Below are 22,145 nucleotides of genomic sequence, written 5' to 3'. Positions count from 1 at the left end.
ATTACGGACTCAGGCTCGGGGAGCTGGGGGCCGCCCGGGCCGGGACTTCAGGACGCGCCGCGCGGTGTTCCTCTGCAGCGCCTCGAGGAAGTCGCGATCGCCGGCGGCCCACCCATGGAGCGTGGCCTCGGTCAGCACGGCCTGGTCGGCCGCCGCAATGCCGCCGCGCACCAGATCGGCGTACGCGGCCTCCCGGGCGAACGGCGTGTTGCCCAGCGTCCAGTAAAGCGGATGCGGCGTCACCAGTTTGTCGTGCCGCAGCCCGGCGTAGTGCGCATAGCTGGACCATGGATAGTCGCCGGCCTCGGCCACGAGACCGGCGCGCACCGGATTCAGGTCGATGTAGGCCATGCAGGTCAGCAGGTAGCGATCGGTCTGGATCAGCGTCGACTTGTAGCGTCCCTCCCACAGGGTCCCGGTTCGCCCGTGCCGATCGTTGAAGTAGCGCACGTAGCGCCGGCCCACGGCTTGCATCCAGAGCGGCAGCCCGTCGGCGCTCGCGGGCGTGGCCAGCAGGTGGTAGTGGTTGTCCATCAGCACGTAGGCATGCAGCGCGATGCCGAAGCGCGCCGCGTTCTCGCCGAGCAGGCCCAGCAGCATTTCGCGGTCCGCGTTGTCGACGAAGATGGCCTGGCGGTTGTTGCCGCGCTGAATCACATGGTGCGGCTGCTCGGCCAGCGTAAGACGGGGAAGGCGGGCCATGGCGGGATCAGCCCAGGCGGAAGCGCGTCTCCAGCAGCGACTCCAGCCCGAACTCGGCCAGCAGCTGCTCGAGCCGGGCTGCGGCGCTGGCTTTGCGCTGGCCGGTACGGCGGGCGATGATCAGCTCGTTCTTCAGGCTGTGCTCCCAACCCACCAGTTCCGTGACCGTGACCTGGTAGCCGTTGGCCTCCAGGTACAGGCAGCGCAGAACGTTGGTGAGCTGACTGCCGATCTCGCGCGTGTGCAAGGGATGGCGCCAGAGTTCGGCAAGGGGCGTGCGTGAAAGCGACAGCGCCTTGGTCTGGCGCAGGCAGGCGGCGACCTCGGCCTGGCAGCAGGGCACGAGCACCATGAAGCGCGCCTGCTTGGCGAGCCCGAAGGCGATGGCGTCGTCGGTGGCGGTGTCGCAGGCATGCAGCGCGGTCACCACGTCGATCTGCGCCGGGAGCTCGGCCGCGTCGGCCGATTCGGCGGCGCTGATGTTGAGGAAGGCCATGCGATCGAAGCCCAGCCGCTTTGCCAGGGCGCGCGACCTGTCGACCAGGTCGGACCGCGTCTCGATCCCGTACACCTGGCCGCCGCCGCGCGGACCGAAGAACAGGTCGTAGAGGATGAAGCCGAGATAGGACTTGCCGGCGCCGTGGTCGGCCAGGCTGGCGTGCGCGCCCTCCTCCGGCAATTCGACGAGCAGCTTCTCGATGAACTGGAACAGGTGGTAGACCTGCTTGAGCTTGCGGCGCGAATCCTGGTTGAGCCGGCCCTCGCGCGTGAGGATGTGCAGCTCCTTCAGCAGTTCGACCGACTGGCCGGGGCGCAGCACCTCCTGCAGCTCGGCTTCGGCCTTCGACGCCTTGGCGACGGCCTTGTCGGTCATCGCTGCGCTCCGCCGGGACCGACATCGAGGGCGGCCCAGCCCTCGGCGCCAAGCTGCTCCAGGATCTGCATGTTGCGCCTGAAGATGGCCTGCGCATCGGGGAAGGCCTCGACGGCACGGCTCACGCTGTCCTCGCGCAGCAGATGCAGCGTCGGGTACGGCGCGCGATTGGTCGCGTTGGTGATGTCCTCGGACTCCGCACCGGCGAACTGGAAGCGTGGATGGAAGCTCGCCAGCTGGAACTTGCCCTCGAAGCCGGCGCGTGCCAGGCGACGTTCGGCGCGCGCCGTCAAATCGTTGAAGTCGAGGAAGTCGGCCAAGGTGTTCGGCGCGATCAGGAGGGTGGTGTCGCGGTCGGAAGCACGGCAGGCAGCCAGCGCGCGCGCTTCGTCCAGCAGCGCGTCGATCAAGCCGCCGTGCTCCTCGTGCAGGTACAGCGCGTAGTGGATCTGGCCGCGCGCATGCACGGCCTTGGCGAAGGGGCAGAGGTTGAGCCCGATCACCGCGCGCTCGAGCCAGCGCTGCGTGTCTGCCTGTGCTTGCGCTGCGGTGATGATGGCTTCGCCGCTCATAGTGCAGTCTCCGTGCGGGATCTAGCGGGTGCCACGCGCGCCGCCAGCGCCAGGCCTGCCAGCGAACATGCCAGGGTTACGCCCCAGGTCCAATGCCAGCCACCGACCCGATGGGCGATCCAGGCGACTGCCGGCGGCGCGATGAACTGGCCGAGCGAGGAGGCCTGCTGCATCATCCCCACGGTCGTCGAGACCGTCGACGGGCTGGGCGCGAGCCGGGTGGAGAGCATGAAGAGGGTCGCCGGGATCATCCCGCCGGCCAGCGAGAACAGGCAGACGGCGACGTAGCGCAATGCAGGCGGCAGGCTCGCAGTGCTGCCGGACAGGCCGATCTGCGCGAAGGCCGCGACGCCGCCCAGCGCCATGACGACGAACCCCCAGCGCAGCAGGCGCTCCGGTGCAACGCCGTGCTGCAGGAAGCGGCCGCCGCTGACATTGCCGACGATGTTCATCGCGGCGGCGAGCGCGGTCAGCGCCGCATTCCAGGCGGCCGGGACGCCGGCGTCGGCATAGATCGCGGGAAGGAAGCCGATCACGGCCATCCACTGCGCGGAGTACACCCCGAAGGCCAGGGCCAGCGTTCGAGGGCCGCTGGCGCGGATCGTGTCGAGCAGGGGCGCAGTCCAGCGTGAGGACGAAGAGCCCGCTGGCGTCATGGCTTCCCGCCGGTCCGCCGGCACTGCGAGCAGGACCCACAGCGCCGCGACAGCTGAGACCACCGAGAGTACCCACCACCAGCCCGGCCACCCGGCCCAGGCGATCAAGGCCGGCCCGAGAAGGAGCGCCAGCGCTACGCCCAGAGGCATGTAGGCGCCCCAGAGGCCAAGCGCCTTCTTCTCCGCGCTCGGCGGCGAAAGGGCCCGGATCAGCCCCGGGCCGGGCATCACCGCCAGCAAAAAGCCCACGCCTTCGAGTGCGCGCAAGGCGAGCAGCCAGTGGATGGCGCCTGGGCCGGGATCGACCGTGCGCCCGACCCAGCCGCCGAGCACGCTCGCACCAGTCACCAGGGCCAGACCGGTCAGCATGCTGCGACGCAGTCCGATGGCATCGGCCACCAGTCCGAACACCATGCCGAGGCACATACCGGCGACCTGCACCAGCGACAGCAGGAAGCCTGCTTCCACCAGATCGACACCCAGCGTCGCTTGCAGCGCCGGCACGGCGGGCGGCAGCTTGCCCAGGTGCAGGGCCGCAGCCACGCCGGCGAAAACCACGGCCAGGGCGGTGCGTGGGACGCGGGTGTGCGACGAGGTGCGACTCACCGGAGTACCTTCGCCTCCGGCTACGGTGCTATTCGCCTTCGTAACGGCAGGTCGGTTCATTGGTCCCACTGCCTTCCCGTGAGACGTTCGTACTCGCGGATCGCGAAGCGGTCGGTCATGCCGGCGATGTAGTCGGCCACTGCGCGATGGCCGTCGTCGCGCTGCGCGTAGGAAGCCGGCATCTGCTGGGCATCGTCGATGTAGGCCGCGAACAGCTCGCGCACCACCTCCTTCGCCCGGCTCGTGGTCTGCACGACGCGCGGATGCCTGTAGAGATTGCGAAAGAGGAATTGCTTGAGCTCGGTGGACTGGGTGCGCATGGTCTCGCTGAAGAGCACCAGCGGCGCTGCGCGGCGCACGTCATCCGCATGACCCGGGGCTGCCGCCTCGAGCGCACTGCGCGAGGCGTCGATCACATCGTAGACCTGCGCGCTCAGCATCCGCCGGATGGCTTCATAGAGCACGCGCCGGCCCTGCAGCTGCGGATGCTCGTCCAGCGTCTCGCGCAGATAGCGGCTGAAAAGCGCCACCTCGCCCAGCCGCTCGAGACCGATGAGCCCGGAACGCACGCCATCGTCGATGTCGTGCGCGTTGTAGGCGATCTCGTCGGCGAGGTTGCACAGCTGCGCCTCCAGGCTCGGCTGCGTGCGATCGAGGAAGCGCCGCCCCAACCCGCCAGGCTCCGCGGCCTCCAGGCGCTCGGCATTGGCGCGCGAGCAATGCTTGAGGATGCCCTCCCGCGTCTCGAAGCTCAGGTTGAGTCCGTCGTACTGCGGATAGCGATGCTCGAGCGCATCCACCACCCGCAGGCTCTGCAGGTTGTGCTCGAAGCCGCCGTGGGCCTCCATGCAGGCATCGAGCGCATCCTGCCCCGCATGGCCGAAGGGGGTGTGGCCCAGGTCGTGCGCCAGGGCGATGGCCTCCACCAGGTCCTCGTTGAGCCGCAGCGAGCGCGCGATCGAGCGGCCCAGTTGCGCAACCTCGAGCGAATGGGTGAGGCGGGTGCGGAAAAGATCGCCCTCGTGATTGAGGAAGACCTGGGTCTTGTAGACCAGCCGCCGGAAGGCGGTGGAATGCACGATGCGGTCACGGTCGCGCTGGAAGGCATCGCGCGTGGGAGCCGGGGCCTCTGCGTGGAGCCGGCCGCGGGACTGCGCCGGATGGCTGGCGTGGGGTGCCAGGCTCATCGTCGCCCCGATGTTCGATTCAGGCAGCACAGCACTGCGCCAGCACCTCGCGCACCAGGGCGTCGGGGGCGCTGCGCACGACGGCCGAGCCGGGTTTATCGATCACCACGAAGCGGATCTCGCCCGCTTCCGACTTCTTATCGATGCGCATCAGCTCGAGGTAGCGCTCGGCGCCGAGCGCAGGGGCGACCACAGGCAGCCCCGCCCGCTCGATCAACGCCGACAGCCGCCGGACAAAGGCCGCATCGACGCCGCCGAGCCGCTGCGACAGTTCGCCGGCCAGGACCATGCCGCAGCCGACCGCTTCGCCGTGCAGCCAGCGGCCGTAGCCCAGGCCCGCCTCTATCGCATGACCGAAGGTATGGCCGAAGTTCAGGATCGCGCGCAAGCCGGTCTCGCGCTCATCCTGCCCCACGACCGCGGCCTTGATCTCGCAGCTGCGCCGGACCGCGTGCGCCAGCGCGGCCGGCTCCCGCGCCACCAGGGCGTCGATGTTCGCTTCGATCCAGTCGAAAAAGCGCATGTCGTAGATCGGGCCGTACTTGATGATCTCGGCGAGCCCCGCGCTGAGCTCGCGCGGCGGCAGCGTGGCGAGCGTGGAGAGATCGCACAGGACAAGGCGCGGCTGGTAGAAGGCGCCAATCATGTTCTTGCCGAGCGGATGGTTGATCGCCGTCTTGCCGCCCACCGAGGAATCGACCTGTGCGAGCAAGGTGGTCGGCACCTGTACGAAGGGAACGCCTCGCATGTAGCTGGCGGCGGCGAATCCGGTCATGTCGCCCACCACCCCGCCGCCGAGCGCGAAGAGCACCGACTTGCGGTCGCAGCCATGGCGCAGCAGTGCATCGAAGATCAGGTTGAGCGTGGGCCAGTCCTTGTGCGTCTCGCCGTCAGGCAGCTCCAGCATGTGCACGGCCCGGAAGCGGCCGGCCAAGGCACTGCGCAGCGGCTCGCCATAGAGCGGCGCCACCGTGGTGTTCGTGACGATCAGCGCCGCGGCGGCTGCAGGCACCGCGTCGAAGCTTCCAGGCTCGCGGAGCAGCTCGCTGCCGATCAGGATCGGATAACTGCGCTCGCCGAGCTGGATCTCAACGCATTCGGGGGAGGCGGACACTCGCATGGCTCCGAGTTTAGGCGCATGGCGCCCAGCCAGGCTCAGCCCGGCGGATCGCTTCCGGCGCCCGGGGATATCACCCCAGCGAGCTCCAGCTGCATCACGATGATGTTCACAAGCATCGCCACCGAAGGCCGGCCGGTTTCCACCACGTCATGGGCGGCCTCGCGGTAGAGCGGGTCGCGCGCGCTGTAGAGCTCGTGCAGCCGACCCAGCGGATCGGCCACCTGCAGCAGCGGCCGCTTGACGTCGTGCCGCAGGCGCCTGAACAGGTCCTCGGGCGAGGAGCGCAGGTATATGACGTGGAAATGGGAGCGCAACTGGATCCGATTCGCCTCGCGCAGCACGGAGCCGCCTCCGGTGGAGACAATGCCGCGGGCTGAGGTGGCGAGCTCGGCAATCACGCTCTCCTCGAGGTCGCGAAAACTCTGCTCGCCTTCACGTTCAAAGTAATCCCGGATGGAACAGCCGATGCGGCGCTCGATCACCTCATCGCTGTCGATGAAGGGCAGATGGAGGCGCTGCCCGAGACGCCGGCCCACCGCGGACTTTCCGGCGCCGGGCAAGCCGACGAGTGCGACCGCCACGCGGTGCTGCGAACGCCCACGCGCCTTAGCGCGCGGCGTTCCGGTCGGTAATCATCTTCGGGGTGATAAAGACGAGCATTTCGGTCTTGTTGGCAACGCGATTGCGTGTGCGGAACAGCGCCCCCACATAGGGCACTTCACCGAGCACCGGCACGCGCGATTCATCGTTGGTTTCGGTGAGTTCGAAGATACCACCGATGACCACCGTACCGCCGTTCTCGACCAGCACTTCGGTCTGCACGTGCTTGGTGTTGATCGCGAAGCCGGCGGTCGTCGCCTGGCCGACCGTGTCCTTGTTGACGTCCAGCGTCAGGATGATGTTGCCCTCGGGCGTGATCTGCGGCGTGACCTCGAGCTTGAGGTTGGCCTTGCGGAAGGCAATCGAAGTGGCGCCGCTGGAGGTTGCGACCTGGTAGGGCAGTTCCGTGCCCTGCTCGATCAGCGCCTTGGTCTGGTCGGCCGTCACCACGCGGGGGCTGGACACCACTTTGCCCTTGCCATCGGCTTCGAGGGCCGAGATTTCCAGGTTCAGCATGCGCGAGAAGCTGGAATTAAACAGCGAGATGGCGAAGGTGCCCGGCGCGTTGCCGTTGCCTTGCACGCCGGTGGAGGGCAGGTTGACGAAGTTGGAGTTGGTGAAGGTGGTCAGCGCACTGCCCGGCGTGGTCGCAGTGGCCGGCGTGACGACCGGGAACGCGCCGACGTTGCCGAAGACCGGACGCCCATTGTTCGAGCCCACCGTGCCGCCGGAGATGCCGCCGCCGAGCCGCACGCCCAGCGACTTGCCGAAGGTGTCGGAGGCCTCAACGATGCGTGCCTCGATCAGCACTTGGCGCACCGGAATATCCAGCTTCTGGATGAGTTCGGCGACCTGCTGCAGGCGCGAGGGGATGTCCGAGACGAACAGCTGGTTGGTGCGCGATTCGGCGATCACGCTGCCGCGCGGGCTCAGGATGCGGGTGGTGGTGCCCGAGCCGCCGCCTCCGCTGGAAGCGCCCGTGCCCGTCAGGCCCTGCGCGATCGCGACGGCCTTGGTGTAGTTCAGCTGGAAGGACTGAGTGCGCAGGGGCTCCAGGTTCTGGATCGCGGCCTGGGCCTCGAACTCAAGCTTTTCCTTGGCGTTGATTTCGTCCTTGGGCGCAATCCACAGCACGCTGCCGTTCTTGCGCATGCCAAGGTTCTTCGCCTGCATGATGATGTCCAGGGCCTGATCCCAGGGCACGTCCTTCAGGCGAAGGGTCAGCGCGCCGGTCACCGAGTCCGAGGTCACGATGTTGAAGTTGGTGAAGTCGGCGATCACCTGAAGCAGCGAACGGATTTCGATGTTCTGGAAGTTCAGCGACAGTTTCTCGCCGGTGTAGCCCACGCCCTGGGTCAGCTTGGTCGGGTCCACCTTGCGCGGGCGCACCTCGACCACGAACTGGTTCTCGCTCTGGTAGGCGCTGTGCTCCCAATCGCCCTTGGGCTCGATGGTCATGCGCACGCGGTCGCCGGCCTGCTGGGTGGTGACGGTCTGCACCGGCGTGCCGAAGTCCGACACATCGAGGCGGCGGCGCAGCCCCTCGGGCAGCGTCGACTTGGTGAATTCCACCACCAGACTGCGGCCCTGCTGGCGGATGTCGACGCCTACCTGGTTGTTGGCCAGGTCGACGACCACGCGGCCCGTGTTGTCCGAGCCCAGGCGGAAATCAACGTCGCGCAGCGGCAGCGTGTCGCGGTTTCGGTTCTCGGCGAAGGCCTGAGGCGTCGAGGTCGCGAGTGCGGCACCCGGGACGGGCTCGAGTGAAACCAGGAGCGACTTGCCCTGGATCTCGGCCTTGTACGCGGTAGCCTGCTTGAGGTTCAGCACCAGACGGGTGCGCTCGCCCGCCTGCACCACGTTGATGGAACGCAGATTGCCCTGGTTGACATCGATGGCGGAGCGGCCGATGGCGTTGGTCACGCCGGGGAAGTCGAGCGCGATGCGTGCCGGCGTCTGGATCGCGAAGCCCGTTGGCACGGCGGCCAGAGGTTGCGTCAGGTCGACGCGGATGACCTCGCCACCAGACTGCATCGAACTGGTGACCGACTCGATGGCGTTCTGCGCATGTGCCGCCGCCGCCGCGCCCAGCGCGAGCAGGCTGACGCCGACCACGCGCAGCCACTGCGCGAACCTTGAATTCTTGGGTTTCATTTCGACCTCTCTTGCAACTGCAGCGTCGCCACGCGTTCGATCCATTCACCGGCGGCGTCCTGCACGATTTCACGCAAGGCGAGTTCGGTTTCACTGATACGGGTGATGCGCCCGTAGTTAAGTCCCAGATAATTTCCGACCCGAACCTGGTAGAGCAGCTTGTCGACGGTGACGAGGGCGACCGGCTGACCATTGCGGTTCATGCTGCCCACCATCGCCATCGAATCGAGCGGAAAAGCCTCGAGCGCTTCCTTGCGGCGCGCCAGCTCCGGCGCGATGAGACCGGAAGTGCTCGGCTGGGCCGAGTCGCGGCGCAAGGCCTGCGTGAGCTTCTGCATGTTGAAGGGCTCGAACGCAGTGGCCTCCGTATAGGCCTGGGGCGTGAATTTCTTCGGCTCCGTGATGGGCGGCACCGTGGGGCGCACATTCGCGCGCTGCTCGGCCATCCATTGCTGGAGCTCTTCCTGGTCCGAGCCCATGCAGCCGCTCAGGCCGACAGCCGCAACGCCGACGCACAGCGCCAAAGCAAGCCTGCTCATTTCTTCTTCGCTCCCGCCACAGCGCGCTTCTGCGCCGCCTGCTCTTCGTCGTCCAGGTAACGGAAGGTCCTCGCCGTGGCGTCCATCGTCAGCATCCCATCTTTTCCGGGGACCACGGCGAGGTTGTTCAAGGTCACGATGCGCGAGAGATTGGCAATGTCAGCCGCGAAGGAACCCACATCGTGATAGCGCCCCGTCACGCGCACGGCAATCGGCAACTCGGCGTAGTAGTCCTTCACGACCACCTGGCCCGGGCGGAACAGCTCGAACTGCAGGCTGCGGCCGAGCCCGGCCTGGTTGATGTCGGAGAGCAAGGCGTCCATCTCGGCCTTGCTCGGGAGCTGCTTTTCGAGAAGCGTCACGTACTGTTGCACCTGCTCGCGCTGCTTCTTCAGCAATTCGAGATTGGCGGCCTGACCCACCTTCTTCTGATAGTCGGCCCTGAGCGCGACTTCCTTGGCTCGCTCGGCCTCGAGCTCATCGTTCGAATTGGTGAGCCAGACGAACCACAGGGCCACCAGGACCAGCGCAGTAACCAGCACGCACAGCGCGTAGCGCGGCACCGGGGGCCAGACCGAGGGGTCGTTCGGATTCAGTCCGCGGAACTGGTCGCCGAAGCGCTGCAGACCGCCGGCGAAGTCGATGTTGGAGGATGCGCGTTGGGTTGCCATGATGACGCTCAGCCCTTGCCTGCGGCCGACGCCGGCGCACCGCCCGCGCCGGCGGGCTTCTGCGCATCCGTGGGCCGCTTGAGCCCGATGCGCATCGTGAAGTTCGCCACGCGCCGCTGGTCGCGGGGGCTCAGATTGACATTGCCGGAGGTGATTTCCACCAGCTCCGGCTTGACCAGCCAGGGGCTGTTGTTACCCAGGTTGCGCAACAGTTCCGAGACCCGCTCGTTGGACTGCGCCTGACCCAGGAGGGTGACGGTCTGGTTGTCCTGCTTCATGCTCGTCAGGTAGACGCCGTCGGGCAGTTGCCGCACGAGTTCGTTGAGCAGGTGCACAGGCATGTTGCGGTCGCCCTGGAGATCCTCGACGGCCTGCTGGCGCGCGCGCAAGGCGGCAATTTCAGCCTGGAGGGTGGAGATTTCCTTGATCTCGGCTTCGAGTTTCTTGATCTCTGCCTGAAGGAAGCTGTTCTTGCCCTGCTGGCTGGAGATCTGGGCCTGAAACCAGAGATAGGCACCGCCCGCGATCAGGAAGCCGGCCACGGCGGAGGCGCCCAGCGTCGCATAGAAGGTTTCCCGACGGCGCTTGCGCGCAGCCTCACGGTGCGGGAGCAGGTTGATCAAGATCACTGCAGGAACCTCCGCATGGCAAGGCCGCATGAGGTCAGGTACGAAGGCGCCTCGCGCCGCACCTTCTTCTCGCGGATGCTGCTTCCAATCTCCATGCCGTCGAAGGGATTGACCAGCGAGCAGGCAAAGGAGGTCTGCCGCGTCACGGCGCTGGTGAGGCCCGGCAATGCCGCCGACCCGCCCGCCAGCAGCACATAGTCGACGCGGTTGTGCGGCGTGCTGGTAAAGAAGAACTGCAGCGCCCTCGCGATCTCCTGGGCGATGCTCGCAACGAAGGGCTTGAGCACGCCTGAGCCGTAGTCGTCGGGCAGGTCGCCGCTTCGCTTCTTGGTCTCCGCCTCTTCCGCGGAAAAGCCGTACTGCCGCACGATCAGCTGTGTCAGTTGGGCGCCGCCGAAGGCCTGGTCGCGGTCGTAGAGCACTTCCTGGTTGCGAAGCACCTGCATGCTGGTGGTGAAGGCACCCACCTCGAACAGGGCCACAACGGCGTCGCGGCCCTGGCCAGGCAACTGCTCGATCAGCCGTGCCGTCGCCAGTCGCGAGGCATAGGATTCGACGTCGAGAATCACGGCCTTGAGGCCTGCCGCTTCGGCCAGGCCCTGTCGGTCCTGGACCTTCTCCTTGCGCGAAGCGGCGATCAGGACTTCGACATCGCCGGTCGAATTGGCACTCTGCCCGATGACACAGAAGTCCAGGCTCACCTCATCGAGGGAAAAGGGGATGTATTGGTTGGCTTCGGATTCGACCTGGATCTCGAGCTCTTGCTCGCTCATGCCGCCAGGCAGGACGATCTTCTTTGTGATGACTGCCGAGGGCGGCAGGGCGAGGGCGGCATTCTTGGTACGGCTGCCGCTCTTGCGCACGGCACGCCGGACCGCCTCGGCCACCTCGTCGAACTTCTCGACATTGCCATCGGTGATCCAGCCTCGCTCAAGGGGTTCGATCGCGCAACGTTCCAGAATCAACTTGCCGCTGGCGTCGCGGCCGAGCTCGACCAGCTTGACACTGGATGAGCTGACGTCCAACCCGAGCAGGGGCGCGGGTTGACGGCTGAACAGCGTTCCCAAAGCAGCCAAGTTAAATCCCGTTGTGTTTGTAACGAATAGAAATATTTGCGTGTGGTTGCATGCTAGCAGGAGGCGTACGGCCAACCAAGGGCCTCGGCCTCAGTCGATGCACCAACCGTTGTCAAAAGGGGACGTAACAGTCTCGATTCACAACTTACGTCACAAATGCGAGTACTTGGGTTTTATGTCGCTCCAGAAGACCGTTCGAGACCCCCGCTTTTTATAATTGACGTTGACTTCAACATCCCTTCATGCCCGAAAAAATACGCCCCACCGGGCCTGCCAAGACCCCTACTCCTGCTCAGCGCCCCGTCTGGCTGACCTGGCTCCTGCGCTTCGTGGTGTGGGGACTGGGCATCGCCGCAGCTGGCATGGTGTCCCTGGTCTGCGTGGTCGCCGTAGCCTTGGCCGTCGCCTACCCGAACCTGCCGGATATCTCCGACCTGGCGGACTACCGGCCGAAGCTGCCGCTGCGGGTGTTCTCCTCCGAAGGCATCCTCATCGGCGAATTCGGCGAGGAACGCCGCAACCTCACGCCCATCGCGACCATCCCGAAGGTGATGAAGGACGCCGTGCTGGCCGCCGAGGACGCCCGCTTCTACGACCACGGCGGGGTCGACTACAAGGGCCTGTTGCGCGCAGGGATCGCCAACATGAACCGGGTGAAGAGCCAGGGCGCCTCGACCATCACGATGCAGGTCGCGCGCAATGTCTACCTGAGCTCCGAGAAGACGCTGACCCGCAAGATCTACGAAGTGCTGCTGACCTTCAAGCTCGAACACCTGCTCAGCAAGGACCAGATCTTCGAGATCTATTTGAACCAGATCTACCTAGGCAATCGGGCCTACGGCTTCGCGGCCGCCTCGGAAGCCTACTTCGGCAAGCCGCTCAAAGACATCACCATTGCCCAGGCTGCCATGCTCGCGGGCCTGCCGAAGGCGCCGGGCGCGAACAATCCGGTGAACAATCCCACGCGCGCGCGCGGGCGGCAGCTCTACGTGATCGACCGGATGCAGGAAGCCGGCTTCATCAACGCCGAGCAAGCGGCAGATGCCAAGAAGGAAGAGCTGCACCTGCGTGACGGAGCCGATCCCACCCGCCTGCATGCCGAATACGTGGCGGAGACGGTGCGGCAGCTGATGTACGCGCAATACGGCGACAGCACCTACACGCGCGGCCTCAAGGTCTACACCACGTTGGTCGCTGACGACCAAGCCGCAGCCTACAAGGCGCTGCGCAAGGGCATCATGGACTACGAACGCCGGCAGATCTACCGCGGCCCCGAGAAGTTCGTCGATCTGCCCAGCGACCCCAAGGAGCTGGATGAAGCCGTGGACGATGCGCTGGCCGAGCATCCCGACAACGGCGACGTGATGTCCGCGGTCGTGCTCAAGGCCAATGCCAAGGAAATCAGCGCCGTGCGCGCCAATGGCGATGCCGTGCAGATCACCGGCGAGGGGCTGCGGCCCGCGCAGTCGGGACTGTCGGACAAGGCACCGCCCAACATCAAGATCCGCCGAGGCGCCGTGATCCGCGTCGTGAAGACACCGAAGAACACCTGGGAAATCACGCAGTTGCCCGAAGTCGAGGGCGCCTTCATTGCGCTCGATCCGCGCGACGGTGCCGTCAAGGCCATGATCGGCGGCTTCGACTTCGACAAGAACAAGTTCAACCACGTGACGCAGGCTTGGCGCCAGCCGGGGTCCAGCTTCAAGCCGTTCATCTACTCGGCGGCGCTTGAGAAAGGGTTTACACCCGGAACGGTCGTCAATGACGGGCCGCTCTTCTTCGACGCCGGGACCACTGGCGGCCAACCGTGGGAACCCAAGAACTACGACGGCAATTTCGAGGGCCCGATGTCCTTGCGCCGTGCGCTGGCCAAGTCCAAGAACATGGTTTCGATCCGCGTGCTGCAGTCGATCGGCACGCGCTACGCACAGGACTGGATCGGCAACTTCGGCTTCGAGCGCGAGAAGCACCCGGCCTACCTGCCGATGGCCCTCGGTGCCGGCGCGGTCACGCCGATGCAGATGGCGACGGCCTATTCGGTCTTCGCCAACGGTGGCTATCGCGTGAATCCTTACCTCGTGACGCGCATCACCGATCACAAGGACAAGGTGCTGGTGGAAACCCAACCGCCCCTGCTCAACGAGACCATGCGCGCCATCCCGCAGCGCAACGCCTTCATCATGGACAGCCTGCTGCAGGAAGTCGCACGCAGCGGCACGGCGGCCAAGGCGCAGGCCACGCTGAAGCGGCCCGACATCTACGGCAAGACCGGCACCACCAACGACTCCCTGGATGCCTGGTTCGCCGGCTTCCAGCCAACGATGGCGGCGGTGGCCTGGATGGGCTACGACACGCCGCGCAAGCTGGGCGACCGCGAGACCGGCGGCGGGCTGAGCCTGCCTATCTGGATCAGCTACATGGAAACAGCCATCAAGGGAGTGCCGGTGACCGAGCTGACCGCCAAGCCTCCCCCCGGCGTGGTCAACGTGGGCGGCGAGTGGTATTACGACGACTACGCACCGGGCCGCGGTGTCGCGACCCTGGGCGTCGAGGCGGGTCCGACGCCGCCTGCCGAGGCGATCTCTGGCGCGCCCATCGGTCCGGCGCCGCAGCCGGAAGAGCGCAGCCGCATCCTCGATCTTTTCCGCAACTGATCACTCAGCCGGCACTGAACTGCAGCGGCACGCCGGCCTGGGCGCTCGCCTCCCGTGACAGCTGGGCGAAGAACTCCTCGCTCGTCTTGGTGTCGACCCATGCACGGCCGTCGTGCCGGTAGTGGTATCCGCCCGAGCGCGCCGCCAGCCAGATCTCCTGCAAGGGTTTCTGCAGGTTGATGATCAGCTGGCTGCCGTTGCGGAAGGTGATGGTGATCATGCCCCCCACGCGCTGGTTGTCGATGTCGGCATCGGTCGTATCGTTGATGTGATCGCAGCTGCGTTCGATGGCGGCCAGCGCGGCCTCCGCGCGGTCCATGTACTCGGGGTCGGTCATTACAATTTCGTCATGCTGAATGTTCGTCAAATTCTAGTGAGCGCGATTGGCCTCGCGACCGTCGGGGTCGCGCTCGCCGGTTGCGGCCAGAAGGGTGCGCTCTACCTGCCCACCGATCCGGCCGCGACGAATCGCGCCACGCTTCCAGGGCTGCTCGTCCCGCGTTCGGGTAGTGCCGATGGTGCAGCAAGCCCCGGGGCGGGCGCTGCGCCCGTTCCCGCGGCCGCCAGCAGCGCACCCGCAACTCGCGAAGGAACGAAGTGACGAGCGCCGAACGCCTCCCTGGCCATCCCTGCATCGCGTACAAGAACGGCACGCTGCACGTCGAGGCAGTGGCGCTGCCCGAGCTGGCGCGCGAGCACGGCACGCCGCTTTTCGTCTACTCGAAGCAATGGATGCTCGACGCACTGGCCGCGTACCAGCGCGGCTTCGAAGGGCGCGACGCGCTGGTCTGCTACGCCATCAAGGCCAACTCCGCGCTGGGCGTGCTGCGTATCTTTGCCGAGGCGGGCTGCGGCTTCGACATCGTCTCCGGCGGCGAGCTCGCGCGGGTCCTCGCAGCGGGCGCCGATCCCGCCAAGGTGATCTTTTCCGGCGTCGGCAAGACGAAACAGGAGATGCGGCAAGCGCTGGCGGCAGGCATCGGCTGCTTCAACGTGGAGAGCGAAGCCGAGATCGATGTGCTCAACGCGGTCGCGCTCGAGGAAGGACACCGGGCCGCGATCAGCGTGCGCATCAATCCCAACGTCGACCCGAAGACGCATCCTTACATCTCCACCGGTCTCAAGGGCAACAAGTTCGGCATCGCGCACGACCGCGCGCTCGGCATCTACCAGCACGCGGCCTCGCTGAAGGGCCTGCGGGTGGTCGGTATCGATTGCCATATCGGCTCGCAGATCACCGAGGCCGAGCCCTACCTCGAGGCGCTGGAGCGGGTGCTCGACCTGGTCGAGGCCATCGAGAAAGCCGGCATCGCACTGCACCACCTGGACTTCGGCGGCGGACTGGGCATCGACTACAACGGCGACACGCCGCCCGCGGCCGATGCGCTGTGGCGGCAGTTGCTCGTGCGCCTCGATGCACGCGGCTTCGGAAAGCGCAGGCTGATCGTGGAGCCCGGGCGCTCTCTGGTGGGCAATGCCGGTGTCTGCGTGACGGAAGTGCTCTATACCAAGCCCGGCGAGGCCAAGAACTTCTGCATCGTCGATGCGGCGATGAACGACTTGCCGCGGCCGGCGATGTACCAGGCCTTCCACCGGATCGTCCCGGTGACGCCGCGCCAGGGCGAGACCGTCAGCTACGACGTCGTCGGCCCGGTCTGCGAGAGCGGCGACTGGCTCGGTCGTGACCGCGCGCTCGATGTGCAGGCCGGCGACTTGCTGGCGGTGCTGTCGGCTGGCGCCTATTCGATGGCGATGGCGAGCAACTACAACACCCGCGGCCGCGCGGCCGAGTTGCTGGTCAGCGGCGACCACGCCACGCTGATCCGCCGCCGTGAAAGCATCGAGGACCAGTTGCGCTGCGAGCAATTCGAGGGCTGAGCGCCCTCATTTGCTTAGCTGCACGCGCCCGGCCGGAGCAGGCCCCGACGCCCTCCTGGTCCTCGTGAAGTTCCAGACTCGCCATCCCAGCAGTACCGCGATGATGGCGGCATAGACGAAGACTTCCGCAAAGTTGTTCTTCCCCGCCCGCATCCAGAAGAAGTGCAGCAGGCCCAGGCCAGCGATCAAATAGACCAGCTTGTGAAGCGTCTGCCAGCGCTTCGCACCCATGGCCTTGATTGCGCGGTTGAAGGAGGTGGCCGCGAGCGGCGTGAGCAGCACGAAGGCGCCGAAGCCCACCAGGATGAAGGGCCGCTTGGCGATGTCCTTGGCGATCTCCGGGATGTCGAAACCCATGTCGAACAGGCTGTAGCTCAGCAGGTGGACCACCACGTAGAAGTATGCGAACAGGCCCAGCATGCGCCGAAAGCGCGCCAATGCATTGGTCCGGGTCATCACGCGCAGCGGCGTCACCGCGAGAACGATGCAGATGAAGCGCAGCGTCCAGTCGCCCGTCGACCGGATCAGGTACTCCGCCGGATTGGCGCCCAGCCCGTCGGTGAAGGCGCCCCAGGCCAGCCAGGCGAAAGGCAACAGGCACAGCACGAAGACCAGGGGCTTGGCCGCCGGGTGCAAGAGCAGCTTGTTTATCGTCGCCAAGCCGCCAGGCCGCCCCGGGGCGGCTTGCGCTCCCTTGGAGGCTCGCGATGACACGTCAGTACCAAGCTTTGAGGCAGGCATATCAATAGAACTTCTTCAGGTCCATGCCGGCGTAGAGCTGGCCGACCTGTGCCTCGTACCCATTGAAGATCAGCGTCTTGTGGCGCTTGGCGAACAGCCCGCTGCCGTCGCCGATGCGGCGCTCGGTCGCCTGGCTCCAGCGCGGGTGGTCCACGTTGGGATTGACGTTCGAATAGAAGCCGTACTCCTGCGCCGCCGCCTTGTTCCAGGCCGTGCCCGGCTCCTTCTCGACGAAGCGGATCTTGACGATCGACTTGGCGCTCTTGAAGCCGTACTTCCACGGCACCACGATGCGCACGGGCGCGCCGTTCTGGCTGGGCAGCACTTCGCCGTACATGCCGAAGGTGAGGAGGGTCAGCGGATGCATCGCCTCGTCCATGCGCAGGCCTTCGGCGTAGGGCCAGTCGAGCACGCGCGAGCCGACGAAGGGCATGGTCTTGGGATCGGCCAGCGTGACGAATTCGACGTACTTGGCATTGCCCTGCGGCTCGACCCGCTTGATGAGCTCGGCGAGCGAGTAGCCGACCCACGGGATCACCATCGACCAGCCCTCGACGCAGCGCAGCCGATAGATACGCTCTTCCTGCGCGCTGAGCTTGATCAGGTCCTCGATGGCGTACTTGCCCGGCTTCTTGACCAGCCCTTCGACCTCGACGGTCCAGGGCCGCGTCTTCAGCGTGCCGGCGTTCTTCACCGGGTCGCCCTTGTCCGTGCCGAACTCGTAATAGTTGTTGTAGCTGGTGGCGTCCTTGTAGTCGGTCAGCTTCTCCATGGTCTGCGCGCCGGCCACGGCCGACTTCTCGCCTTTCAGCGGGGCCAGCTTGCCCGGTGCGGCGGCCTGGGCCAGTGCCTCGCGCCCGGCCCAGGAGGCCATGGCCGCGCCGGCTACGCCGGTGGCCAGCAGCTTGAGCAGGTCGCGCCGCCCTTCATAGGCCGCGCGCGGCGTGATTTCGCTGGGATGCGGATGGATGAAGCCTTGGTCCTTGGATCGAATCAACATGGGTCGCCTTTCGCCTGTTTCTGCTGTACTGGGATCTAATTCGTTCCCAATGCTGATTCGGTTACGCGCCGGACGTTCCGCCGGTTTCAGCTTGCCCGCCCGACCTGCGGGCGGCGGCTGCTACAAGGTTCCGTAGCTGTGCAAGCCGCTCAGGAACATGTTGACGCCCAGGAAAGCGAAGGTGGTCACGGCCAGTCCGCCCAGCGCCCACCAGGCCGCAACGGTGCCCCGCAACCCCTTGACCAGCCGCATGTGCAGCCACGCCGCATAGTTGAGCCAGACAATCAGCGCCCAGGTTTCCTTCGGGTCCCAGCTCCAGTATCCGCCCCAGGCATCGGCCGCCCACAGCGCGCCGAGCACGGTGGCGATGGTGAAAAAGGCGAAGCCGACCGTGATGGACTTGTACATCACGTCGTCCAGCACCTCGTTGGCCGGCAGGCGTGCCGCGATGCGCTTGCGGCCCAGCAGGATGCCCGCCGCGATCAGCGCCGAAATGGCCGCGTAGACGAACCAGTAGCTGCCGCCTGCCTCTTGTGCCCGCTGGCGGAATGCCACCGGCACGAAGCACAGAGCCACGCCCAGGAGCCACATCGGCGTGAGCTTGTACCAGCGCGTCTCCTGCGCCTGCTCCTTGATGAGGTAGGCGAAGGCGACCATTGCCGCCAGCGCGAAGGTGCCGTAGCCGATGAAGTTGGCCGGCACGTGCAGCTTCATCCACCAGCTCTGCAGGGCCGGCACCAGGGGCTGGATCTCGTGCGCCTCGCGCACCAGCGTGTACCAGAGCAGGAAACCGACCGCTGCGCTCACCACCAGCATCACGAAGGCGCCCAGCGCCCGGGTTCGGTAGCGCGACTCGAAGTACAGGTAGAAGGCGGCCGTCAGCCAGCAGAACAGCACGAAGACTTCGTAGAGATTGCTGACCGGGATATGGCCGATGTCCGGGCCCAGTTGATGGCTTTCGTACCAGCGCACCATCGTGCCGATCAGCGCCATCGTGACCGCCGCCCAGGCCAGGCGCGAGCCGATCAGGTCCATGGTATCGGCCTGCCGGCCGCCGAAGAAGCCGATCCAGTAGAACAGCGTGCTCATGAAGAAGAGGACGCTCATCCAAAGGATGGCCGACTGGCTGGACAGGAAGTACTTGAGCCAGAAAACGGTGTCGGCGCGCGCCAGGTCGCCCTGGTAGGAAACGATGCCCAGCAGCGCGGCCGCGGCCACCACGATCGCCAGCACCCGCAACGGCCGCCAGAACCAGCCCAGCCAGACGGCGAAGGGCATGGCGGCCAGCAGGATCACCTTTTCGTAGACGTCCATCGCGCCCGCATAGCGCGCAAAGGCGAAGAGTCCGCCGGCCACGACGAGGGCGGCGAACACCCAGTCGAAAGCGTTGCGGCGCGACAGGAAGCCGTCGTTCAGTGTGAGAGTGGTCGTGGTCATTGCTTAAGCCTCTGTGCCATGCGCTGTGGTATCCGCCCTGGGAGCGGCCCCGCAGTTCACTGGAGCACCTTCGCCTGCGGCTACCGTGCTATTCGCCTTCGGAGCGGCCGTGCGGCTCATGAAGCACCGTCCTTCCCGATGGCGAGCAGCCTGTCCTTCAGGCGCTCGAACTCGCGGTCGCTGTCGATGGTCTTGCGGTTTACCGAGTAGGCCATCGTGGCCCTCGTGCCGCCGGCGCCCGCGTCTTTCGCGAGCCATACCCAGAGCCTGCGCTCGCGAACGTACAGCATGGCAAAAATACCCACGATCAGCAACAGGCAGCCGAGGTAGACAACGTTCTTGCCAGGGGCGCGGGCGACCTGGAACACGCTGGCCTGCACCTGCTTGAAGTCGGTCATCATCATCGCCACCGGCGCAGGATAGAAATAGGCGTCGCTGATGGCCAGCACCGCCTGCGTCAGGAAGGCCTGGGATTTCTCGTCGGCGGGCAGCGCCGCCAGGCCCGCCTTCTCGCGGCTCAGGTTCAGCACCTCGAACAGCGCATCGTTGAGGATGCGCACCAGCACCGCGCCGGCCCGCTCGCGCTCGGCCTCGGGCACGTTCGCCTCCATGAACTCGGCGATCGCCTGCCAGCCGCCGCCGCTCACCGCGTCGGCCTTCGCGCGCTCGGCACCCGCGAACAGCGCGAGTGCGCGGCTGGCCGAGATGCGCAGCTGACCGGCCAGCTCGGGCCGCTGGGGGTCGGCGGCGCGCGCGATGTAGCGCTCGATCGCGCGCGTGCGGGTGTCCGCGTCGGCCAGGGCCGCGCGCATGCGCACGAAGCCGTCCATCGATCCCTGCTCGTCGGCCGGCACCCGCAGGTAGCGGAAGGGCTCCTCCGGCCGTTCGCGCATGCCGAGCAGGAACACGGGTTGGCCGTCGCCGGTGTCGACCGGCACCATGTAGTTCTGGTACTCGCGCGCCTGGCCCGCGGCATCGCGCAGCTTGTAGCCGATGCTCGGGCCGATGTTGCGCAGCACCTTGGGCTTGTTGGTCTTGTTGGCCGCGCCCAGGCGCGACTCGATGTCGTTGCGCAGGTCGACCTTGCGCACGTCGACACCGCTCGTCAGGGCCCCGGCGTCGCCGAAGTTCTCGACATTGATCACGCGCAGCGCCGTGTACTCCAGCGTCAGCCGCTCGCTGCCGTTGGTGATCTCCGAGCTGTTGCCGATGATGCCCTCGACCTCGAAAGGCTTGGCAGCCGCCGCCATCGGCACCGCCTTGAGCTTCACGGTGGAGCCGCCGTCGTCGAAGCTGGACTGGTAGATCTCGATGCCCTTGTAGCTGGCCGGATGGTTCACCTCGATCCGCGCGGGCACCTGCTGGCCGGTCGCGCGATCGTGCAGCACCACCTCGCTGGCGAACAGCTTGGGCATGCCGGTCGAGTAGTAGTCGACGATGAACTTCTTCAGTTCGATGGAAAAGGGAAGGTCCTGCAGCAGCACGCCATCGGCCTGGTTCAGGATGGCGACGCTGGACTGCCCGCCTTCGGGCACGAGGATGTTGCCGCGGAAGGTGGGGTTGCTGGGGGACAGGCGATGCTGCGGTGCCACATCGGCGATCAGCCCGCCGCCGGTATAGACGCTCTTGCCGTTGAACCAGGTCTGGGCGCGCACCACCAGATCGCCATCGAGCAGCCCGCCCAGGCATACCAGCACGATGGCGCTGTGCGCCGCGATGTAGCCGAGCTTGTGGGCGCCGCCCGCGCGCGCCGCCACCATCCAGCCGTCGCCATCGCGGTGCTGCAGCTTGACCTTCCAGCCACCGCCCGCGAGCAGTTGGCCGATGCGGTTGGCCGCGACGTCGGGCGTTTCGTCGAGCGCGGTCTCCGCACGCTGGCCGAAGGCACGCAGGCTCTGGACGCGGATGCTCTCCTTGAAGTTCTTCAGGTCGGTGAAGATGCGCGGCGTGTTGCGGGCGATGCACAGCGAGGTACTGACCACCAGGAAAGTCAGGATCAGCAGGAACCACCAGGCGCTGTAGATCGAATCGAGCCGCGCCGCACGGAATACCTCGGCCCAGAAGGGGCCGAACTGGTTGATGTAGTTGTTGATCGGCTCGTGCTGCTTGAGCACCGTGCCGATGATGGATGCGATGCAGATAACCGTCAGCAGCGCGATCGCGAAGCGCATCGACGACAGCAATTCCACCGCCGCGCGGACCGCGTGGGGACCGCGGCGGACGCGAAGGCCGTGGGTGGAGACTGCTGACATGGATGTGGGCGGTGGAAAGCAAAAAGGCGGGCCATCCTTGCTGGACCGGCCCGCCCTGTTGGGGTTTGTTATCGGCGGTTAGTTCACGCTGGCGTCGTGGCCATCAACGCAGGCCGGCGATGTAGTCGGCCACAGCCTTGATCTCGCGGTCATTGAGCTTGGCGGCCACGCCGGTCATCTGGGGGCTGTTCTGGCGCGTGCCGTCGCGGAACTGGTTGAGCTGGGCGGTGGTGTAGTCGGCATGCTGGCCGCCCAGGCGCGGATACTGGGCCGGGATGCCGGCGCCGTTGGGGCTGTGGCAGCCGGCGCAGGCCGGGATCTGGCGCTCGCCGATACCGCCGCGGTAGATCTTCTCGCCCAGGGCGACCAGGTCCTTCTCTTTCGCGAAGCCGGGCTTGACCTTCTTGGAGCCGACGAACCAGGCGACGTTGCGCATGTCCTCCTCGGACAGGGCCGAGGCCAGCGGCTTCATGATCGCGCTCTTGCGCTTGCCGGACTTGAAGTCCTGCAGCTGCTTGAGGATGTATTCGGGGTGCTGTTGCGCCAGCTTGGGGTTGGCCGCGATCGCCGAGTTGCCGTCCGCGTTGTGGCAGGAGGCGCAGCTCTGGCTGTTGGCCGGGGTGTTGTTGAAGACGGTGTCGCCCTTGGCCGGATCGGGCTTGGCTACCTTGGCGGGAGCCGCGGCGGCAGCCGGCTTGGCCTCCGGATCGTCGGCCGCGAAGCTGGTGCTGGCGGCGGCGCCAATGAGGGCTGCAAGCAGGAAACGGGCAAACAACTTCATATCGGGGGCTCTGGAT

The 22,145-nt window shown here is 66.4% G+C and carries 21 protein-coding genes; 3 read left to right on the top strand and 18 right to left on the bottom strand.

Annotation, left to right across the window (positions count from 1 at the left end; genetic code table 11):
- Positions 1-9: 9 nt before the first annotated feature.
- From E5P3_RS07640 to E5P3_RS07585, 12 genes are read right to left on the bottom strand one after another with little or no spacing between them, the layout of a single operon-like run.
- Entirely contained in the window at positions 10-702 is a 693-nt protein-coding gene (locus E5P3_RS07640) for a transposase (protein ID WP_162585425.1), read from the bottom strand.
- A gap of 7 nt (positions 703-709) precedes the next feature.
- Positions 710-1,576 (bottom strand): class I SAM-dependent methyltransferase, encoded by an 867-nt coding sequence (locus tag E5P3_RS07635; protein WP_162585424.1) that lies wholly within the window; start codon positions 1,574-1,576, stop codon positions 710-712.
- Positions 1,573-2,148: a DUF1415 domain-containing protein gene (locus E5P3_RS07630; protein WP_162585423.1), complete on the bottom strand. Its 576-nt coding sequence runs from the start codon at positions 2,146-2,148 to the stop codon at positions 1,573-1,575. Before E5P3_RS07630 ends, E5P3_RS07635 begins: the two co-directional genes overlap by 4 nt.
- Positions 2,145-3,410 (bottom strand): MFS transporter, encoded by a 1,266-nt coding sequence (locus tag E5P3_RS07625; protein ID WP_232073035.1) that lies wholly within the window; start codon positions 3,408-3,410, stop codon positions 2,145-2,147. The genes E5P3_RS07630 and E5P3_RS07625 overlap by 4 nt, the downstream gene beginning before the upstream one ends.
- A 56-nt stretch (positions 3,411-3,466) precedes the next feature.
- A complete protein-coding gene (locus E5P3_RS07620; protein WP_162585421.1) occupies positions 3,467-4,597 on the bottom strand; it encodes a deoxyguanosinetriphosphate triphosphohydrolase in 1,131 nt (376 codons plus the stop codon).
- A 19-nt stretch (positions 4,598-4,616) separates the two neighbouring features.
- Complete coding sequence (gene aroB / locus E5P3_RS07615) at positions 4,617-5,717, bottom strand: 3-dehydroquinate synthase (RefSeq protein ID WP_162585420.1); 1,101 nt, start codon at positions 5,715-5,717, stop codon at positions 4,617-4,619.
- A gap of 35 nt (positions 5,718-5,752) precedes the next feature.
- On the bottom strand, positions 5,753-6,298 hold the full coding sequence (locus tag E5P3_RS07610; protein ID WP_162585419.1) for a shikimate kinase: 546 nt from the start codon (positions 6,296-6,298) through the stop codon (positions 5,753-5,755).
- A 25-nt stretch (positions 6,299-6,323) separates the two neighbouring features.
- Positions 6,324-8,471, bottom strand: a complete 2,148-nt coding sequence (pilQ, locus tag E5P3_RS07605; RefSeq protein ID WP_162585418.1) for a type IV pilus secretin PilQ — start codon at positions 8,469-8,471, stop codon at positions 6,324-6,326.
- Positions 8,468-9,010: a pilus assembly protein PilP gene (locus E5P3_RS07600; protein ID WP_162585417.1), complete on the bottom strand. Its 543-nt coding sequence runs from the start codon at positions 9,008-9,010 to the stop codon at positions 8,468-8,470. The genes pilQ and E5P3_RS07600 overlap by 4 nt, the downstream gene beginning before the upstream one ends.
- The gene (locus tag E5P3_RS07595; RefSeq protein ID WP_068675731.1) at positions 9,007-9,681 is read right to left on the bottom strand and encodes a type 4a pilus biogenesis protein PilO; all 675 of its coding nucleotides are present in this window, start codon (positions 9,679-9,681) and stop codon (positions 9,007-9,009) included. Before E5P3_RS07595 ends, E5P3_RS07600 begins: the two co-directional genes overlap by 4 nt.
- A gap of 8 nt (positions 9,682-9,689) precedes the next feature.
- Positions 9,690-10,310: a PilN domain-containing protein gene (locus E5P3_RS07590; protein WP_162585416.1), complete on the bottom strand. Its 621-nt coding sequence runs from the start codon at positions 10,308-10,310 to the stop codon at positions 9,690-9,692.
- On the bottom strand, positions 10,307-11,386 hold the full coding sequence (locus E5P3_RS07585; protein ID WP_162585415.1) for a pilus assembly protein PilM: 1,080 nt from the start codon (positions 11,384-11,386) through the stop codon (positions 10,307-10,309). The genes E5P3_RS07590 and E5P3_RS07585 overlap by 4 nt, the downstream gene beginning before the upstream one ends.
- 242 nt (positions 11,387-11,628) lie before the next feature.
- Between E5P3_RS07585 and E5P3_RS07580 the strand changes: the two genes are divergently transcribed.
- On the top strand, positions 11,629-14,040 hold the full coding sequence (locus E5P3_RS07580; RefSeq protein ID WP_162585414.1) for a penicillin-binding protein 1A: 2,412 nt from the start codon (positions 11,629-11,631) through the stop codon (positions 14,038-14,040).
- A gap of 4 nt (positions 14,041-14,044) precedes the next feature.
- Here E5P3_RS07580 and cyaY read toward each other — a convergent pair whose 3' ends face one another.
- Complete coding sequence (gene cyaY / locus E5P3_RS07575) at positions 14,045-14,377, bottom strand: iron donor protein CyaY (RefSeq protein WP_162585413.1); 333 nt, start codon at positions 14,375-14,377, stop codon at positions 14,045-14,047.
- Positions 14,378-14,389: 12 nt separating this feature from the next.
- On the opposite strand from cyaY, the gene lptM reads away from it, so the two are divergent.
- Positions 14,390-14,641: an LPS translocon maturation chaperone LptM gene (gene lptM / locus E5P3_RS35745; RefSeq protein ID WP_232073034.1), complete on the top strand. Its 252-nt coding sequence runs from the start codon at positions 14,390-14,392 to the stop codon at positions 14,639-14,641.
- Entirely contained in the window at positions 14,638-15,918 is a 1,281-nt protein-coding gene (gene lysA / locus E5P3_RS07570) for a diaminopimelate decarboxylase (RefSeq protein WP_162585412.1), read from the top strand. The genes lptM and lysA overlap by 4 nt, the downstream gene beginning before the upstream one ends.
- A gap of 6 nt (positions 15,919-15,924) precedes the next feature.
- On the opposite strand, the gene E5P3_RS07565 is transcribed toward lysA, so the two are convergent.
- The 5 genes from E5P3_RS07565 to E5P3_RS07545 all read right to left on the bottom strand — a co-directional run bounded on the left by E5P3_RS07565 (position 15,925) and on the right by E5P3_RS07545 (position 22,129).
- Positions 15,925-16,569, bottom strand: a complete 645-nt coding sequence (locus E5P3_RS07565; protein ID WP_162589580.1) for a sulfite oxidase heme-binding subunit YedZ — start codon at positions 16,567-16,569, stop codon at positions 15,925-15,927.
- Between the two features lie 91 nt (positions 16,570-16,660).
- A complete protein-coding gene (msrP, locus tag E5P3_RS07560) occupies positions 16,661-17,659 on the bottom strand; it encodes a protein-methionine-sulfoxide reductase catalytic subunit MsrP (protein WP_162585411.1) in 999 nt (332 codons plus the stop codon).
- A 120-nt stretch (positions 17,660-17,779) separates the two neighbouring features.
- Positions 17,780-19,096: a c-type cytochrome biogenesis protein CcsB gene (gene ccsB / locus E5P3_RS07555; protein WP_162585410.1), complete on the bottom strand. Its 1,317-nt coding sequence runs from the start codon at positions 19,094-19,096 to the stop codon at positions 17,780-17,782.
- A 116-nt stretch (positions 19,097-19,212) separates the two neighbouring features.
- Positions 19,213-21,348, bottom strand: a complete 2,136-nt coding sequence (locus E5P3_RS07550) for a cytochrome c biogenesis protein ResB (protein WP_162585409.1) — start codon at positions 21,346-21,348, stop codon at positions 19,213-19,215.
- A 103-nt stretch (positions 21,349-21,451) separates the two neighbouring features.
- Positions 21,452-22,129 carry a c-type cytochrome gene (locus E5P3_RS07545; protein ID WP_162585408.1) on the bottom strand — a complete coding sequence of 226 codons (678 nt, stop codon included), beginning with the start codon at positions 22,127-22,129 and terminating at the stop codon, positions 21,452-21,454.
- Positions 22,130-22,145 lie beyond the last annotated feature (16 nt).

The sequence above is a fragment of the Variovorax sp. RA8 genome (genome assembly GCF_901827175.1).
Classification (GTDB): domain Bacteria; phylum Pseudomonadota; class Gammaproteobacteria; order Burkholderiales; family Burkholderiaceae_C; genus Variovorax.
The sequence above is the reverse complement of the archived record's forward strand: the minus strand, read 5'-3'. Positions and strand labels throughout refer to the sequence as shown.

Coding starts and splice junctions, on each gene's coding strand:
- E5P3_RS07640 (WP_162585425.1), bottom strand. CDS start 702: ATGGCCCGCCTTCCCCGTCTTACGCTGGCCGAGCAGCCGCACCATGTG.
- E5P3_RS07635 (WP_162585424.1), bottom strand. CDS start 1,576: ATGACCGACAAGGCCGTCGCCAAGGCGTCGAAGGCCGAAGCCGAGCTG.
- E5P3_RS07630 (WP_162585423.1), bottom strand. CDS start 2,148: ATGAGCGGCGAAGCCATCATCACCGCAGCGCAAGCACAGGCAGACACG.
- E5P3_RS07620 (WP_162585421.1), bottom strand. CDS start 4,597: ATGAGCCTGGCACCCCACGCCAGCCATCCGGCGCAGTCCCGCGGCCGG.
- aroB (WP_162585420.1), bottom strand. CDS start 5,717: ATGCGAGTGTCCGCCTCCCCCGAATGCGTTGAGATCCAGCTCGGCGAG.
- pilQ (WP_162585418.1), bottom strand. CDS start 8,471: ATGAAACCCAAGAATTCAAGGTTCGCGCAGTGGCTGCGCGTGGTCGGC.
- E5P3_RS07600 (WP_162585417.1), bottom strand. CDS start 9,010: ATGAGCAGGCTTGCTTTGGCGCTGTGCGTCGGCGTTGCGGCTGTCGGC.
- E5P3_RS07595 (WP_068675731.1), bottom strand. CDS start 9,681: ATGGCAACCCAACGCGCATCCTCCAACATCGACTTCGCCGGCGGTCTG.
- E5P3_RS07580 (WP_162585414.1), top strand. CDS start 11,629: ATGCCCGAAAAAATACGCCCCACCGGGCCTGCCAAGACCCCTACTCCT.
- cyaY (WP_162585413.1), bottom strand. CDS start 14,377: ATGACCGACCCCGAGTACATGGACCGCGCGGAGGCCGCGCTGGCCGCC.
- lptM (WP_232073034.1), top strand. CDS start 14,390: ATGCTGAATGTTCGTCAAATTCTAGTGAGCGCGATTGGCCTCGCGACC.
- msrP (WP_162585411.1), bottom strand. CDS start 17,659: ATGTTGATTCGATCCAAGGACCAAGGCTTCATCCATCCGCATCCCAGC.
- ccsB (WP_162585410.1), bottom strand. CDS start 19,096: ATGACCACGACCACTCTCACACTGAACGACGGCTTCCTGTCGCGCCGC.
- E5P3_RS07550 (WP_162585409.1), bottom strand. CDS start 21,348: ATGTCAGCAGTCTCCACCCACGGCCTTCGCGTCCGCCGCGGTCCCCAC.
- E5P3_RS07545 (WP_162585408.1), bottom strand. CDS start 22,129: ATGAAGTTGTTTGCCCGTTTCCTGCTTGCAGCCCTCATTGGCGCCGCC.